Annotated in this window: 13 protein-coding genes; 9 read left to right on the forward strand and 4 right to left on the reverse strand. The window is 41.9% G+C overall.

Annotated elements, in window-relative coordinates:
* Nucleotides 1-5 precede the first annotated feature (5 nt).
* Both DP114_RS10220 and DP114_RS10225 read left to right on the forward strand, forming a co-directional pair.
* Entirely contained in the window at nt 6-1,517 is a 1,512-nt protein-coding gene (locus tag DP114_RS10220; RefSeq protein ID WP_169263435.1) for a GAF domain-containing sensor histidine kinase, read from the forward strand.
* 326 nt (nt 1,518-1,843) lie between these two features.
* Nucleotides 1,844-3,268: an IctB family putative bicarbonate transporter gene (locus DP114_RS10225; RefSeq protein WP_169263434.1), complete on the forward strand. Its 1,425-nt coding sequence runs from the start codon at nt 1,844-1,846 to the stop codon at nt 3,266-3,268.
* A 147-nt stretch (nt 3,269-3,415) separates the two neighbouring features.
* Here the strand turns inward: DP114_RS10225 and DP114_RS10230 are convergent, their stop codons facing one another.
* The gene (locus DP114_RS10230; protein WP_169263433.1) at nt 3,416-3,703 is read right to left on the reverse strand and encodes a WGxxGxxG family protein; all 288 of its coding nucleotides are present in this window, start codon (nt 3,701-3,703) and stop codon (nt 3,416-3,418) included.
* Between the two features lie 413 nt (nt 3,704-4,116).
* Between DP114_RS10230 and smpB the strand changes: the two genes are divergently transcribed.
* From smpB to DP114_RS10245, 3 genes are all read left to right on the forward strand, one after another.
* Nucleotides 4,117-4,584, forward strand: a complete 468-nt coding sequence (gene smpB / locus DP114_RS10235; RefSeq protein ID WP_169263432.1) for an SsrA-binding protein SmpB — start codon at nt 4,117-4,119, stop codon at nt 4,582-4,584.
* Nucleotides 4,585-4,748: 164 nt separating this feature from the next.
* Nucleotides 4,749-5,468, forward strand: a complete 720-nt coding sequence (locus DP114_RS10240) for a rhomboid family intramembrane serine protease (protein ID WP_169263454.1) — start codon at nt 4,749-4,751, stop codon at nt 5,466-5,468.
* 169 nt (nt 5,469-5,637) lie between these two features.
* Nucleotides 5,638-6,315 carry a rhomboid family intramembrane serine protease gene (locus tag DP114_RS10245; protein WP_171976031.1) on the forward strand — a complete coding sequence of 226 codons (678 nt, stop codon included), beginning with the start codon at nt 5,638-5,640 and terminating at the stop codon, nt 6,313-6,315.
* On the opposite strand, the gene DP114_RS10250 is transcribed toward DP114_RS10245, so the two are convergent.
* Complete coding sequence (locus DP114_RS10250; protein ID WP_171978153.1) at nt 6,296-7,636, reverse strand: RNA-guided endonuclease InsQ/TnpB family protein; 1,341 nt, start codon at nt 7,634-7,636, stop codon at nt 6,296-6,298. The genes DP114_RS10245 and DP114_RS10250 overlap by 20 nt on opposite strands.
* A 76-nt stretch (nt 7,637-7,712) precedes the next feature.
* On the opposite strand from DP114_RS10250, the gene DP114_RS10255 reads away from it, so the two are divergent.
* From DP114_RS10255 to DP114_RS10265, 3 genes are all read left to right on the forward strand, one after another.
* Nucleotides 7,713-7,895, forward strand: coding sequence for a hypothetical protein (locus DP114_RS10255; RefSeq protein WP_169263430.1), 183 nt, complete (start codon nt 7,713-7,715; stop codon nt 7,893-7,895).
* Between the two features lie 401 nt (nt 7,896-8,296).
* Nucleotides 8,297-9,013 (forward strand): Uma2 family endonuclease, encoded by a 717-nt coding sequence (locus DP114_RS10260; RefSeq protein ID WP_171976032.1) that lies wholly within the window; start codon nt 8,297-8,299, stop codon nt 9,011-9,013.
* A 251-nt stretch (nt 9,014-9,264) separates the two neighbouring features.
* On the forward strand, nt 9,265-10,395 hold the full coding sequence (locus DP114_RS10265; RefSeq protein ID WP_171976033.1) for a peptidylprolyl isomerase: 1,131 nt from the start codon (nt 9,265-9,267) through the stop codon (nt 10,393-10,395).
* Nucleotides 10,396-10,605: 210 nt separating this feature from the next.
* On the opposite strand, the gene DP114_RS10270 is transcribed toward DP114_RS10265, so the two are convergent.
* A complete protein-coding gene (locus DP114_RS10270) occupies nt 10,606-11,268 on the reverse strand; it encodes a class I SAM-dependent methyltransferase (protein WP_171978154.1) in 663 nt (220 codons plus the stop codon).
* Between the two features lie 290 nt (nt 11,269-11,558).
* Between DP114_RS10270 and DP114_RS10275 the strand changes: the two genes are divergently transcribed.
* The gene (locus DP114_RS10275) at nt 11,559-12,434 is read left to right on the forward strand and encodes a tetratricopeptide repeat protein (protein ID WP_246163290.1); all 876 of its coding nucleotides are present in this window, start codon (nt 11,559-11,561) and stop codon (nt 12,432-12,434) included.
* A 59-nt stretch (nt 12,435-12,493) separates the two neighbouring features.
* Here the strand turns inward: DP114_RS10275 and DP114_RS10280 are convergent, their stop codons facing one another.
* Nucleotides 12,494-13,198, reverse strand: coding sequence for a phosphoribosyltransferase (locus DP114_RS10280; protein WP_171976035.1), 705 nt, complete (start codon nt 13,196-13,198; stop codon nt 12,494-12,496).
* Nucleotides 13,199-13,315 lie beyond the last annotated feature (117 nt).

Raw genomic sequence — 13,315 nt, forward strand, 5'->3', positions numbered from 1 at the left:
TGACAATGGTAGAGTCTGAAAACAAATTGTTTACCTCAGGGGATGACTGGGTTTTCCAGGAAACGGGAGAACGACAACGCCTTAAAGTTTTATTAGATTTAGGTTTGCGCCAAAGCGAGACAATTCCAGTTTTTGAAGAGGCTACTCAAACTGCAGCCCACTTGTTGGAAGCACAAATTTGCATTTTGGGATTCGTGGATCAAGAACGCCATTGGTTCAAATCATCTCTGGGCTTATCAAAGCTGCGGGGAGGAATTATGAATCATCTCGCACAAAGCCGTGAACTGTTACGTGAGGAATCGTTTTGTACTAAGGTGGTAGAAACTGGACAACCTCTTGTCATTAATGATACGGAAAATTTGACAAGAGCAGACAGTTCTCCGTATAGCAAGTTGATCCAAGATTATGGTATTCGTTCTTACCTGGGAGCGCCACTGTTTGATGCTTGTGGGCATTGTCTGGGTACATTAGCAGTAATGGATATAAAACCCCGCGATTTCACAGATAAAGAGATTGAATGTATACAAATTATTGCCCGTTGGAGTATGAGTGAGTTTGAGCGTAACCGTCTGTTGGAAACAACCTCAAGTAATAGTATTCCTGGTAGTACTTCTAACTTTTCACAGAAGGATGTTGTTAATACTACTGAAATCAAAATCAGCCCATCTATACAAAAAGATTTAGTTCTTACCAACCAACTGAAATTGGAACTGTTAGGACAACTCGTTCAGGAGTTACGCACTCCCTTAACATCAGTCTTAGGCATGGCTAGTGTCTTGGGACGTGAGATTTATGGTCCCTTGACAAATAAACAAAGAGAATATGTGGATATTATTCAACACAGTGGTCGGTACTTGCTCTCATTGGTGAACGAAATTTCTCAGATGGGGACTATGGAGGAAAACCCAACAGCATTAAATTTAACTCCAATCGATATTGAAATGCTGTGTCAACAGGCGATCAGCACTTTAGAAGAAGCAGCTAACCGCCGTGAGCAAGATATTCGTTTGTCTATAGAACCAGAACGCAACCGCATTTGCTCTTTGGATAAAGACAAGGTGCGACAAATCCTATATCACCTGCTTTTCAGTGTGATTCAGGTTTCAGCTACAGGTAGTACTGTTCGCATTCATGTTTCTTCCAAAGATGACACACTAAACATCACTGTCTGGGTGTCACATCCTTGGCTAGGTGAGGGGATAACTGAAGTTGATCCTTTGTTTTCTCATAGCAGAACATTACCATTGCAAGAACTGACACGTAATCATTCAACTCATAGTGGTCATTTAGAGAATCAAGAGCAAACAGGAAACTTAATCGTGGATATGTCAAGCACTAGTGCAACCAAGTCTCACGCTTATCTTTCTCGTGAAAGCTTAGGACTTTTACTGAGTTGTCATGTGGCAGAGTTACATGGTGGACAAATTGTTATTCAAGGTTCATCACAATCAGGATATCGTTATGTACTGAGTTTGCCACTGAATTTAGACACAGCGCAAGCAAAGAGCGATGTCTGACTCAGGCAAAGAATCGTGTTGATGCCAAACTATAGGACTCGTATTTGATTTTTGACGAAGCTAGGTACACTTTTATTGCTTCTTAAGCGTTAAGCGTTAAGCGTCTCTACGGGTGATTCACCAAATAAAACCGGATTCCTATAGATAACTTGTGTTCAATTAGCTAAACAAGTGCAAATTGTTCAAATGATTAACAATGGCGGATGGCAGTTAGGAACGAATGAATAATAACTTGCAATCTGTGTTATGAACTTTTTAAAATACCCAGATTATCATCATTGTCGAAGTTCTACACGGTTCGTGCTAATTCATCACAGCTTGATACTATGAATTTAGTTTGGCAACGATTCACTTTATCCTATCTGCCTCTAAGACAATATCTTGGCACGAGTTACCTGCACCGCTCTTTGGTGGGGCTGTTCCGTTCTTGGCGACAAAGCAGTCTATTAATGCAGTGGGGAGAAACAATAGCAGCTGTTTTACTCAGCCTGGTGTATGCTCTTGCACCTTTTATGTCCAATGACCTATTGGGATTGATATTGGTAGGTTGTGCCGGATTTTGGCTGCTATTAACTTTATCAGATGAAACAACACCAAATGCCTCAAGTGTTACCCCGATTCATTTGCTGGTACTGCTTTATTGGGGAATAGCTGTCGTAGCTACAGCATTGTCACCTGTGAAGATGGCAGCGTTGACCGATTTGAGGAATTTTACACTCTATTTGCTCCTGTTTGCCCTGTGTGCTAGAGTTCTGAGATTGCCTCGCTTTCGCCAATGGCTGATTACGCTGTACTTGCACATATCTTTGATTGTGAGTGTATACGGGTTACGACAATGGTTTTTTGGAGCACCACCACTGGCGACGTGGGTTGATCCAACATCAACTATGTCAAAGACCACAAGGGTTTATAGTTATTTGGGCAATCCTAACTTGCTGGCTGGATACCTTTTGCCTGCTGTGGTTTTAAGCATAGTCGCAGTTTTTGCGTGGGCTAGCTGGTTCAAAAAAGCATTGGCATTAACCATGTGTGTTGTTAATGGTTCATGCCTAATTCTGACTTTTAGTCGTGGTGGCTGGATTGGGCTAGTCGTTGCAGTTCTGATCTTAATAGGATTGCTGTACTACTGGTGGAGCGTGCAAATGCCTCCTTTCTGGCGTACTGGTTTGCCGTGGATTCTTTTGACTAGCTTGACTGGTGTATTGGTGATAGCTGTAGTGTTTGTTGAGCCAGTACGTGAGCGAGTTTTCAGTATCTTTGCTGATAGACAAGATAGTAGTAATAACTTTCGCAGAAATGTTTGGACTGCGGTCTTCAAGATGATTCAGGATTATCCAATCACTGGTATTGGACCAGGTCACAGTGCCTTTAATAAAATTTACCCGATTTATCAACTTCCGCGTTATAGCGCTTTGAGTGCTTATTCAATTTTCTTGGAGGTGATTGTAGAAACTGGTTTTGTTGGTTTCGCTTGTTTTCTTTGGCTGCTGATTGTAATATTTAATACGGGTTTAGTGCAGTTACGACGGCTACGAGAAATCAAAAGTGTGGATGGATTTTGGATAATGGGGGCGATCGCTGCCCTAGCTGGTACACTTGCCCACAACTTATTTGATACCGTTTGGTTTCGTCCTGAAGTCAATACCGTATGGTGGCTGATGGTTGGCTTAATTGCCTGCTATTACAAATCTATACCGCAAGGGCGAGCCACAGAATTAAATTCCCCGAATCCAGAGCCTACAGCTGGCTAACTCTTGTTTACAATAGTTAAGGACAGTCTTTGCAAGACTAGACTGTCCTTGATCAATAAGCTCAAAAGAAGCCTTAGATATCCAGTCTAAGGCTTTGTGTCTTTTTGTTGTTTCATTTTGTATTGACTCGTTGCACACAGAATAGAGTTACTCTCTGTAATTAGTAGTGCCAACCGTATTAGGATCACGGTAACGGGTTGGTTCCTCACGGCGTCCTCTGCCAGCCAAACCAGCTAAACCTACCAAACCTAATAATCCCAACCAGCCCCAATCAAAATCATTGTCACTATAGGTTCTTGTGTTGGTTGTCGTGCCTGGGGCGGTGGTAGTTCCAGGATCTGTTGTAGTCTGGGCAGAAGCGGGGACACTAAAGGGCAATGCCATACCTAAAGCGATAACACTGGTACCAATGACTTTAGTTAATTGACGTTTCATGATTTAACTTCCTCAAGCTTTGAGAGTTCATTCACCAATCTACTCATGCAAGACATGAACAAAATCATTCTGCGGCTATAAAATGAGTTTGTTATAAACTCACACTGAGGAAGTACAAAATTATCTCAACCTTTACACAACAAAAATACTAAGTTTGTATTTGTTAACAATGTTTCATTCATTATCACCTAGTAAAAATAAGTTAGACAAACGGGGATGAACAACCTTAAATAAGCTACAACAGTTGCAAAAGTTAATTAACAATACAAACAACCTAAAACAGTACAAAAAAGCTAAATTAGTAGGATAACACTGATATTCAGTTGAATATTGATCGCGGTTTAGTATCCGCACCTATGACAAACGACCATACACTATCTTTTCTAACACATTAGACATACGTAGAATTATAAATGAGTGAAAACAGCCAAGGTTACAAAGTTGTTACCGACAATCGTCAAGCCCGTTACTTATACGAAATTCTCGAAACCTACGAAGCTGGAATTGAATTGACAGGAACCGAGGTGAAGTCAATTCGTGCGGGCAAGGTTAATCTCCAAGATGGTTATGCCTTAATCCGTGATGGTCAAGCATGGCTTCTTAACGCGCATATCTCGCCTTACAATGCTAGTGGACAGTATTTTAACCATGAACCTCGCCGCACACGCAGGCTGTTGCTGCATCGCGAGGAAATTCGCAAGCTTATTGGCAAAGTAGAACAGCAGGGTTTAACTTTAATACCTTTGAAGATGTATCTCAAACGTGGTTGGGTGAAAATAACTATAGCTCTTGCCAGAGGTAAAAAAGTTCATGATAAGCGCGAAGACATCAAACGACGCCAAGATCAGCGTGACATGCAACGGGCGATGAAGAATTATTAAGCAGTGAACAGTTATCAGTTATCAGTTAGCAGTTATCACTAGTAATTTTGTTCACTGTTCACTGATGACTATTGATTGTGCTAAATACCTCCACAGGCTAGAAGAAAACACACGAAAAATTAGATAATGTGAGGCTGGTTCCTCAAAAATCGGAAAAAACGCCTGTGGTTCCTATTAGAGATGATAATCCGACGACAATCACCCCATATGTAACTTATGGACTGATTGCTGTCAATGTCTTGGCTTTTCTTTACGAAGCAAGTTTACCTGCACGACAATTAGACGGATTTTTACACCTTGCGGCTGTTGTTCCGCGAGAACTCACTGCTAGCTTTGCGGGAATTTCAGTTAACCAACCAGTGCCAGAATGGTTAACTTTGATTACTTCGCAATTTTTGCACGGCGGTTTACTGCACCTGGCTGGTAATATGCTGTTCCTGTGGATTTTTGGTAACAATGTAGAAGACAAATTGGGTCATGTCAGATATTTGTTTTTCTATATAAGTTGCGGTATTTTGGCATCACTAGCCCAGTGGTACTTTGCACAAGGGTCTTCAATTCCTTCTTTGGGAGCAAGTGGTGCGATCGCCGGCGTGTTAGGGGCATACATTCTCCGTTTCCCCCAAGCAGAAATTCTCGGGATCGTTCCTCTAGGAATTTTCTTCCCCACATTTCGTGTCCCAGCATACTTCTTTCTGGGATTTTGGTTTATCCAACAAGCTTTCTACGGATTAGCCAGTCTAGAAACACCGACTAATGTTGGCATGGAAAGTGGTGGTATTGCCTACTGGGCACATGCAGGTGGTTTTGTTTTTGGGGCAATTCTCGGTCCATTGTTGGGTTTATTTAGCGACAAACCAAGGCAAGAATCTTGGTACAGATAGTACAAAGCAAGTGCCCTCAATAGAGTTGGCACTTGTGATTCGTTCTTAAGTTTGCCAAATGTGGATTTTCTCTTGCAGCTGAATAGCAGCAGTTAAAATTCCTAAATATTCAGCAACTGCCAGTTTTACAAGATATATTGCACTTAATCAGTGATTAGGAAAAACACCTGTGTTTCCCCTGTACGACGAAAATCCAACACGAATCACCCCATATATTACCTATGGGTTGATTGGCATGAACGTCTTAGTTTTCCTTCATGAGGTGAGTCTATCAAATGCACAAATAGAGCAATTTTTCCAGTTGTATGCGGTTATACCACGAGAGTTAACAAACAACTTTGCTGCTGAGTGGACAACTTTATTTACTTCCCAATTCTTACACGGCGGTTGGTGGCACTTGCTCTCCAATATGCTGTATCTATGGATTTTTGGCAACAATATTGAAGATCGCTTAGGTCATTTTAAATACTTAATTTTTTATCTGAGTTGCGGTGCCTTAGCAGCTTTATGTCAGTGGGTGATAGGTGTCAATTCTGGAATTCCATCTTTGGGGGCAAGTGGTGCTATTGCTGGAATTCTAGGCGCTTACATTATCCGCTTTCCCGATACAAGAGTTCTATCGTTAATCTTTTTAGGTTTTTTCGTCACGACAATTAGAATTCCAGCAGTTGTAGTAATAGGACTTTTCTTTGTTCAGAATGTGATATCTGGTCTTGCCAACCTGCAAGCAGCCGCTAACATGAGTGTGGAGACGGGAGGAGTTGCTTACTGGGCGCATATAGGTGGCTTTGTGTTTGGTGTGATTCTTGGTCCGTTATTGGGGTTATTTAGACGCGACGACTATTAGGAATTGACACTCTCAGGGCTGAAGCCACGCTCGTTTCTGCGGACAAAGTAGTTTCAGGCAGCGCCCAAAGCCTAACTCTCGCTACGGTTGTCAAACACCGTCTACCCAGTAAGCCTAAGTCTATGCTTAGATTGCTGCCTACTTTCTTAAGAATATTTGCCGCCCCATTAAGGTCAGCGTTAACGATAAAACCTTTGGCTGACCGATACAATCCACGTTCAACGCGCTTACCTGACGCTTTCCACCCCTCTGGCTTTTCGCCATACTTGGGTAGGGAGTCTCCATCTAAGTAACTAGCTTTTGAGGTGTAAGATTCTTCGGTTTCCTGAAATCTAATACAATGCAAATCGCAAAGCTGTTTTAGTCGATCTTTGAGTTTGCCCAAAGGCATTTGAACAAACTTTTGATTGTTCAACCTACCCATATTGGCGTTAGTTTTAAAACCCTCGTTCCAAGCAATTACTAATGTTCCAATACCATGTTTAAGGCAGTGGTTAATAATTAGCTTTGCTGCTTTATTGATTGCGTCGCGCATTTGATGGTTGCGCTTACGAGTTACACAGTCTAACCAATTGTCCCAATAAGCCTCTGCCTTGCCTTCTTTACGTGTTGATACTTTCTTATTCCAAAGTTGATTCATCGCTTTCATTGCGCGAGCATCAATCAACAAAGAATTTCCCAAAGTATCAACACAAGCAGCAAGATTATCAGCAGTGCCAAGATCAATTGATAATGCTTGATTAATATCTAACTTGTGTTTTTGTTTTTCCACCTCATAGGAAATTTCAAGGTAAAAAGCCCCATTATTGGGAAGGATGGTAAACTCTTTAACCGGTGAGTAGTCAATGTTTGAAGGCATTGGAAGAAAGAACTCAGATGTTCCAAACCAGCGCTTGACGGTTAGTCCCAAAGAAAATCTAAGCCGCCCATCAATAAGTGTTGGCTTTTGTCCACCAGAATTTGGATAAGCAACTTTGAACAACTTAGACCCTTTGAGATAATCAGGTGGCTTAGGCTTAAAATGTAGTTGACCTTTGAAATATAGCTCTCTAAGTTCTTTAAAAGATTTAAAAGCTTCTGTTACTGACATCAATGTTTGCTGCATAGGCGTTGATGGTAACGATTGAGCAATCAAAGTCTTTGAAACTGACGCTTCAAAAGCTAAATCAAATTTGCCAGTTAACAGTTTGCCAGTTTTAAAAAATGTTTGACGAGCAAAATACACACCATTGTTGTATAACTTGCCTGATTGTTGAGAGAGATACTCTAATATTGACCTGGTTTCATCACTGAGACGCAGCAAGACTTGCTGCACTCCCATTGACTTTTTTGTTTTAGACATTGTCTCGACTTCCAATGTGCTATATATTAGTATATGCATATATACAGTAAAAACAATGCCATTCCAGAAAAAACATAAATTAGGCTTTACGAGCGAACAACCATTTGACAAAGATCCTGTTTGCTTTAAGGTTTTACCAGGAGTAAAAGACAAGTTAAAATCCGTCCCTGACTGGCAGGGACGGATAAGAGAGTTCGTTGATAAACTTATTGATGAGGTGAATGTTGAAGGCGACTAAAGTCGCTCGTGTCGCTTCCCTCTCAGGCTTGCCCTGAGCTTTGTCGAAGGGTCTAAAGACGCGCTCGTTTCCCGCATCCCGCGAGGTTTCTATGAGAGCAAGACGCAGCTGTGACAGTCGCGTCAGGTGGGTTTGTTATTCTGGACATTTTTGCTCAGTATATAAATTTTTATTTTTTGCAGTCTCATTAAGCTTGTCAGGACTTACGCAAAGGAAACGTAGTTGTGTCATTGCGACGTAAGGAAGCAATCTCACAATCTTGTTTTTTCGTCACTTGTGCGTAAGTGCTATTTACCTGAAAATGCCTGCAACTGATAACTGACAAACAGATGGTCTAATTTTTTCTAGAATAGAATCTGAGGCACCACATCCATCGGTCAAATTACTTGAAAGTCCTACCTATGGTACAGTCTGAACCACGCTTCACCCTACCAACTACCGAAGAACTACCATGTTCAGACGATACACCCGTGGATAACGAAGACCAGAATTTTCTCCCCAACCTGTTATTATTTATCCTCGAATCCATTTGGGCAAATCGGAATGATTGGTTTTTTGGTATTGATATGGGTATTTACCACACAACAGGAGTGAGTCACTTAGTACCAGTCATACCAGATGGATTTTTCAGCTTGGGTGTGGAACGACGCAAAGCAGGAAAGTCTCGTTTGAGCTACGCAGTCTGGGAAGAGGAGGAAATAGTACCCAAGTTCGCTTTGGAAGTGGTTTCCAAAACACCTGGGGATGAGTATGACAAGAAGCTAGAAATTTATGCAAAACTAGGAGTTTTGTATTACGTTATTTATAATCCTCAGTATTGGCGACGCGACCAACATCAACCCTTTGAATTGTATAAATTGGTAGATGGAGAGTATCAACAGCAAATACAAGAACCGTTTTGGATGCCAGAAGTAGGATTGGGAATTGGACGTGGAAGTTATACTTCTGGTGTGGTGAAGCGAGAAGTATTGTATTGGCATGATAAGGAAGGTAAGCGATATCTGACTGCTGATGAAGTTGCTCAAAGCGAACGACAACAAAGGGAACTTGCTGAACAACACCAACAAAGACTAGCAGCAAAGTTGAGAGAGTTGGGTATTGATCCAAATAGCATTTGAGAATAATCTCAGGCGATGCTCCAGCAGGGAGCCGCTGAGTCCCAAGGGAACACGCGCAAGGGACGCGATCGCCCAAAAGTTGAAACCTTGCCATGATTATTCGTTTAAAATTGCCATAATCCCTAAAGTCGAGTTCCACCAAACCGGGTTTCTAGATTTACGTTTTCTAAGGATGTAACTTGATATCAAAGCGAAAGTGCTTCCTGTACTGTGGGAAGATAATTGTTGGGTGACGCCCAGTCAACAATTTGATGCTGCATTTGAGCTATCTTATGTTCAAAATATTGAAATCCTGGCTGAAGAACAGCCCAATAGCACTGCTGCTGGTAACTCTATTTTTAGGGATAAGTACAGCCGCATGGACTCCTTCTAGTAGCGCTGGACTGTTACCAGCAGGGAATGCCATTACTGACGGCAATTCTCTATTGCGCTACTCACTTCCAATAGATAATAAACCTGTACGGCAACTGCAAGCTTCTTTGGAGGACATTAGCACTCAACTGCGAGCCAATCGACGTTGGGGTGCTGTTTCTCAAGACCTCAGCAAAGCATCGCGAATTCTCGGTCAACCCTCCAAAATTTTGGCAGATGTTCCACAAGAACGCCAAAGCGAAGCTGAAGCTATGATTGCTGAATTAAAATCCGGCGTAAATGCTTTGCAAGAAGTGGCCAAAACAAAAGATAAAGAACAAGTTCAGGATCAACGTGCCAAATTGCTGAGTCTTGTCGGCAAACTAGAAGAGTCAATGGTGACAGAATTTCCCTTTGAAGTGCCAGCCAAATACAGCAATTTACCTCAACTCAAAGGTCGTGCCACTGTGGAAGTGAAAACTAACAAAGGCGACCTGACAGTTGTTGTAGACGGCTACAGCGCCCCTGTCACTGCTGGGAACTTTGTGGATTTGGTGCAACGGGGTTTTTATAATGGCTTAGAATTTACCCGTTCAGAAGAATCCTACGTTGTACAAACTGGAGACCCACCAGGTAAAGATGTCGGCTTTATTGACCCAAAAACACGTAAATACCGCGCCATTCCACTAGAATATATTGTAAGAGGTGACAAAGAACCTACTTACGGTATCACTTTAGAGGAGGCTGGTCGTTACACTGATTTACCTGTTCTACCTTTCTCTGCTTATGGTACTGTAGCCTTGGCACGTCCTGAAGATGATAACAATGGTGGTTCATCACAAGTCTTCTTCTTCTTGTTTGAACCGGAACTCACTCCAGCAGGACGCAACTTGTTGGATGGTCGTTACGCAGTCTTTGGCTACGTCACTGAAGGTAAAGATGTTTTGCAACAACTCAAGGCGGGTGACAAAGTTGAGTCGGCAAAAGTCATTCAAGGTAGAGAAAATTTAGTTAAGGCAAACGTGGCGTAATATCAAATTCGGTTAATTATAACGGTTCTCATTTGAATCACATACACCAACATCCATAATGTAGAGACGTAGGATGCTACGTCTCTACACATCACCAAATCTCACCAAAAATCCTTAACAGCAACCGTATTGCCCCCCAGGAACAGATTCCAACTTCCGACTTTCAACTCCCAACTTCCGACTTCAAACTTCCGACTTCAAACTCCCAACTCAATCACTCCAAGCGCGTTGTGCAGTCCAATGACAGTCACTTGATTGATAGACCTTTACTTCTTGCAACCCCACCCGTGAAATCAACTGATTCACTTCATCCAGTGTGAGTGCAGCGTGAAGAGAATCACGAAATAACTTACTTTGATGGGGATTGTATTCTGTTCCTATATTATTCACCAAAGCATTGATTGTGATTTCATCAGCTGGTCGAAATAAGTCGCGGATGAAAATACCACCATTCGGTTTTAAGACACGCTTAAGTTCGCTAAAGAAAGGTAACGGATCGGGCAAATGGTGGATGAGACTATTTGACACAACCATATCAAACTGCTGATCTTGATAAGGCAAGTTTTTTGTGTCTACTAATTCCAGACGAATTTGCTGTTGTAAACCAGCCTGCTGAATGTGTTGTGACGCTATTTGTAACATACTTTGAGCCAAATCAATAGCGATAACTTGCCATTGGGGACGCATTTGACACAGTAAAACTGGAATACGACCAGGACCAGTACCAGCATCAAGTACTAAACCCTGTTCCTTTGGCCCAAAAGCGCTTGCTTCTTCAGCAAAAGCAGTATTTACTGTGACGAAGTCCATTGCATCATACTCAATGGCTTCCTCTAAACTATCCATGACTTCCGGTTCTAGGACTCTTTCTATCGTCATTCTCACGACTCCACTGCAATCTTCAAGGGCTTTGGAGTTGCCTACTGACCCCTCATCCTCAAAAACAATCCTCAATTTCTATATTCTCCATCTTCCCGTGAGATATGCACTCTAATTTTGGGAACACTATTATGTATCACCACTATTAACAAAGATAGGTTGATGTGGAAAAACGAATGGAATTCCAGGTCGAAAACATAGTTCCCGTGGAATCACTTAGAGCATGCCTAACACAAAGGGAACATGTCAGTATTTCTGATGATTTCAGGGATTCACATGAGGAAATGCTAGTTCCCCAGAGACAACAAGACCACTATGAAGAAGCAAACAGGTTATTACGAGAAGGAGTCCAACAGCAGCAAGCTGGGGATTCACTTGCCGCTATGAGGTCTTTGCAAGAATCCCTTGCGTTATTTCAAGCAGTGGGAGACATTGAAAAACAAGCGCAAGTACTTTCTTGTTTAGCTTACATAGTTTACCACTTAGGAGACTACAAAAGTGCAATTTCCCACTCAAAACAATGTTTACTTTTAATAAATGATGTCACCAACTTACAAGTTATAAAAATGCAGGCTCTTTCGCATTTAGGCAATGCTTATCGTCATTTAGGTGAATATAACAAAGCAATTGAATTTCTACAAAAGTGTTTGAAAACAGCGCAGCAACTAGGAGATAAGCGAAGTCAGGTAGCGGGACTCAATAATTTGGGATTGGTCTATAAAGCTTTGGGTGACCTTGATCAGGCAATTGAATTTAAACAGCAAAGCTTAGAAATTGTACGAGAACTCCAAGATCATTGGGGCGAAGAGCAGGTGCTAAAGAATTTGGGCAACACTTGGTATGGTTTAGGAGATTTTGCCAAAGCGATCGCCTACTACCAGCAGTGTATCAAAAGAGCTTACTCGCTAAACAATCACCGCACTGCACTTCAGGTGTTACACAATTTGGGTAATGCTTGTTATGCCCTAGGGGATTTTGCCAAAGCGATCGCGTACTACGAGCAACGTTTATTATTAGCTAGGGCACTGAAAGACAAGCGCACTGAAGAACAATCACTAGGTAGTTTGGGAGTTGCTTGTGAAGCCTTGGGCGATTATGTTAAAGCAATTAATTACTATGAAGAAAGTTTAGAGCTAGCTAAGTTTCTCGAAGACTCGTAAGACTCAGGAGTAGATTATTCGCAATCGGCTACAGACAAAAATGATCACGCTATGAAGGATCAAATTTGTTTTTGAGGATTCATTTTGTCCTGGTTTTGTTGTAGTAGACAATCAAAAGCTTCCTTTGTCTGTACCTGAGGAAATTCTAAGTAAAAATTGCTGACACTGAAGAAAGGTTTTGGTGTTGATAGGATAACCACGCGATCGCCCCACTGATCCAACCAGGGTGACAATTCCAAAGGCGCTACTGGACTACATAACCAAACTTCTGCAGGCGAGAGTGCCTTGAGAGATGTTGCCGCGACTGCTATTGTCATACCTGTGGCAATACCATCATCAACTAAGATGAGGGTAGCACCTTGAGTGTTCACCTGCGGACAAGCAGGACTTAATTTAGCCTGAAGAGACTTAGCTTGACTAATAGCTGCATCCAAAGCTCTTTCCCGCCACCCTGATTTCGGTGTATGGCGAAAAAATATGTTGTGCTCATCCCAAAGAACATTTCCGGAAGCAGTAACCGCGCCAATAGCTAACTCAGGATTTTCCGGATGACCAATTTTTTTCGCCACCTCTATCATTAACGGACAGTTGAGGAGACGCGCGACTGCTGCTGCTACTGGTATTCCTCCTCTTGGCAAAGCATAAACAATTGTAACAGGGTTTGTAACTTGATCAGCAATTTGCTGGGTCAAAATAGCGTCAATTGCTTGCGCCAGTTGCTCACCAGCTTGAGTGCGATTAGCAAAAAGCGGGATATTAGTCATAGCTTTCCCAGCATAGAACAATGGCTATACTTTTATCATGACTGATTTTGGCTCAAGTAAATTGCTAAGGGAAGGGAACAGGGAACAGTGAACAGCGAACAATTGATAACTGATAAC

This window comes from Brasilonema sennae CENA114 (assembly GCF_006968745.1).
GTDB lineage: Bacteria > Cyanobacteriota > Cyanobacteriia > Cyanobacteriales > Nostocaceae > Brasilonema > Brasilonema sennae.

Excerpts from the sequence above, each read along its gene's own strand:
- DP114_RS10230 (WP_169263433.1), bottom strand. The coding sequence starts at position 3,703 with ATGAAACGTCAATTAACTAAAGTCATTGGTACCAGTGTTATCGCTTTA.
- smpB (WP_169263432.1), top strand. The coding sequence starts at position 4,117 with ATGAGTGAAAACAGCCAAGGTTACAAAGTTGTTACCGACAATCGTCAA.
- DP114_RS10275 (WP_246163290.1), top strand. The coding sequence starts at position 11,559 with ATGCTAGTTCCCCAGAGACAACAAGACCACTATGAAGAAGCAAACAGG.
- DP114_RS10265 (WP_171976033.1), top strand. The coding sequence starts at position 9,265 with ATGCTGCATTTGAGCTATCTTATGTTCAAAATATTGAAATCCTGGCTG.
- DP114_RS10220 (WP_169263435.1), top strand. The coding sequence starts at position 6 with ATGGTAGAGTCTGAAAACAAATTGTTTACCTCAGGGGATGACTGGGTT.
- DP114_RS10255 (WP_169263430.1), top strand. The coding sequence starts at position 7,713 with ATGCCATTCCAGAAAAAACATAAATTAGGCTTTACGAGCGAACAACCA.
- DP114_RS10250 (WP_171978153.1), bottom strand. The coding sequence starts at position 7,636 with ATGGGAGTGCAGCAAGTCTTGCTGCGTCTCAGTGATGAAACCAGGTCA.
- DP114_RS10260 (WP_171976032.1), top strand. The coding sequence starts at position 8,297 with ATGGTACAGTCTGAACCACGCTTCACCCTACCAACTACCGAAGAACTA.
- DP114_RS10280 (WP_171976035.1), bottom strand. The coding sequence starts at position 13,198 with ATGACTAATATCCCGCTTTTTGCTAATCGCACTCAAGCTGGTGAGCAA.
- DP114_RS10225 (WP_169263434.1), top strand. The coding sequence starts at position 1,844 with ATGAATTTAGTTTGGCAACGATTCACTTTATCCTATCTGCCTCTAAGA.